Consider the following 2,181-nt stretch of genomic DNA (forward strand, 5'->3'; position numbering starts at 1 on the left):
GCTTTTCAAGAGGATTATATTTTTTTAGGGAGTAGGGAGTAGGGAGTAGGGAATAGGGAAGAGAAAATAAGAACAACAACTGTACGTTATAACTGTAGATAAACTTTTAAAAGTTACTACCGCAACAAGTTTTTTGAGAAATAATTATTCAACGTCGAGAAAATAAAATTCTACTTATAGCATTTTGTTGAAATGGTAAATCAAAGTTTCTCTGAGAATATTTACTTGGTGAAGTAAACACCGAAGTGGGTAAGATGCCCACACTAGGAACATTCAATATCAACTAAAAAAGTGCTGTAACTATTTTCGACGATTGAGACATTTTCTTTTGTTTTGAACTTGAAATGAATCTTCTATTTTCGTGGATACAAGGGGTTCATTTAGTTGAATATTATCAACTCTAAACATAGCAAAAGCAGCACTCAAAATTGCCGTATATACAATAATGGTAATTAATGCTGTTTGAGTCAATTTTTTTGTTCGAGAAGGTGCTAATACTTCTAGGGGAATTAAAGCATCAAGGGCTGATTCTGCTGATGAATATCTATCTTTATAATTAGGTTGTACCATTTTTTCTAGCCAGATAATAAAGTCTTGACTTAGGTGTTTTACTTGCTGCTGAAAATTAATTTTTCCTGTCTCATCCATCAGACTTCCTACTTCTGTTGCGGGGGTGTTTGTTAATAAACAAATTAATGTTGCACCGAGACTATATAAATCTGATGCTGTTGTTAATTCGCGATTAAACATTTGTTCTGGAGGCATAAATCCTAATGTACCTTTGACTACGCTACTAACAGCAACCTCTCCTCCTCCTATCCTGGCAAAACCAAAGTCTACTAGGGTAATTTTCATCTGGTTATCTATTAGAATATTTTCTGGTTTTAAGTCTCTATGAATTACTGGTGGAATTCTGTTTTGGAGGTATTTAATAATTTCTAGAACTGAAATTGCTATTTGTTTTATTTGTTGGGGTTGCCATTTTTGAGAGGTTGCTAAGTTTGCTAAGGAAGTGGCGTTTTTATATTCTTGTACCATGCAAAAACCTGATGGTGTTTGGAAGGAATCTAAGTAGTGGGGAATATTAGGATTATCGAGTGTTTTTAATACTTGAACTTCTCTTTCATAGGCTTGATATTCTGNTTTCTAGAACTGAAATTGCTATTTGTTTTATTTGTTGGGGTTGCCATTTTTGAGAGGTTGCTAAGTTTGCTAAGGAAGTGGCGTTTTTATATTCTTGTACCATGCAAAAACCTGATGGTGTTTGGAAGGAATCTAAGTAGTGGGGAATATTAGGATTATCGAGTGTTTTTAATACTTGAACTTCTCTTTCATAGGCTTGATATTCTGACCAATGCGCTCCGGTTGTAGCAAATTGAAATTGTTTTACTACTACTGTTTTTTGAGTGTTAATTTCTGTGGCAAGATAGGTTACTCTTCCACCTGCGCGGTTGTGTCCGAGTTCTTTGATTATTTGATAGCCGTAGTTGGAAAAGTTGGGGTAATTAGTCATTATAATTAGTAGGTTTTTAGTGAACTGTTCAATAATGGATAATGGATAATGGATAATTGATAATTGATAATTGATAATTGATAATTACCTCTCCCTAAAAGAAAGAGGATTGAATAAAAGGAAAATTTTTTATTGTTTCTCCTTTAAAGAAGAGGGTTTAAACCTTAATTATTCGGTAATAGGAAGCAATTAAATTTTTACATTAGGTTCCGAGTCGCTATATTTTGATTATGGTTTAATTAAATTTGGCTCTGCTTTTCTGTATTTAGCAAATATTTTGGCAGGTTTAAATAATAAGTAAATTAGTGGAATTAGAGTTGCAGAAAGAGAGGCAATCGCTACTATTGCTGAGAATAAAATTTCTCCTAAAGTAAGGCAGTGTAGTTGAGGAATGACTTCAGAAAAAATATTAAAAGTTACAACTAAGCTAACATCTAGTCCTACTGTTAAAATAGCTATATCTTCTTTTTTGGAGAACAATTGACCTATCTCGTTTTTAGGTATTATTAATTTAATTGTTTCTGCAAATATAGACAAATACAACGCAGGTATATACAAATACAACGCAGGTAAAAAATACACAATCGCTAATATTATTGCAGATAAAATCGTAAATGACTGTCCTAGATAATTGAAAATTGGTGTAAAAAATGGAAAAGATATAACAA

1 protein-coding gene and 2 pseudogenes are annotated in these 2,181 nt (G+C 32.5%); all 3 read right to left on the reverse strand.

The features are described 5' to 3' along the window. Nucleotides 1–300 precede the first annotated feature (300 nt). Nucleotides 301–1,038 carry a serine/threonine protein kinase gene (locus AFK68_RS00660; protein ID WP_371357173.1) on the reverse strand — a complete coding sequence of 246 codons (738 nt, stop codon included), beginning with the start codon at nt 1,036–1,038 and terminating at the stop codon, nt 301–303. A gap of 105 nt (nt 1,039–1,143) precedes the next feature. Then, nucleotides 1,144–1,513: pseudogene (locus tag AFK68_RS00665) on the reverse strand (protein kinase); the annotation flags it as partial. Nucleotides 1,514–1,741: 228 nt separating this feature from the next. Then, nucleotides 1,742–2,181, reverse strand: a pseudogene (locus AFK68_RS36075) (hypothetical protein); the annotation flags it as partial.

Source organism: Hydrocoleum sp. CS-953 (assembly GCF_002260545.1).
Classification (GTDB): domain Bacteria; phylum Cyanobacteriota; class Cyanobacteriia; order Cyanobacteriales; family Microcoleaceae; genus Trichodesmium.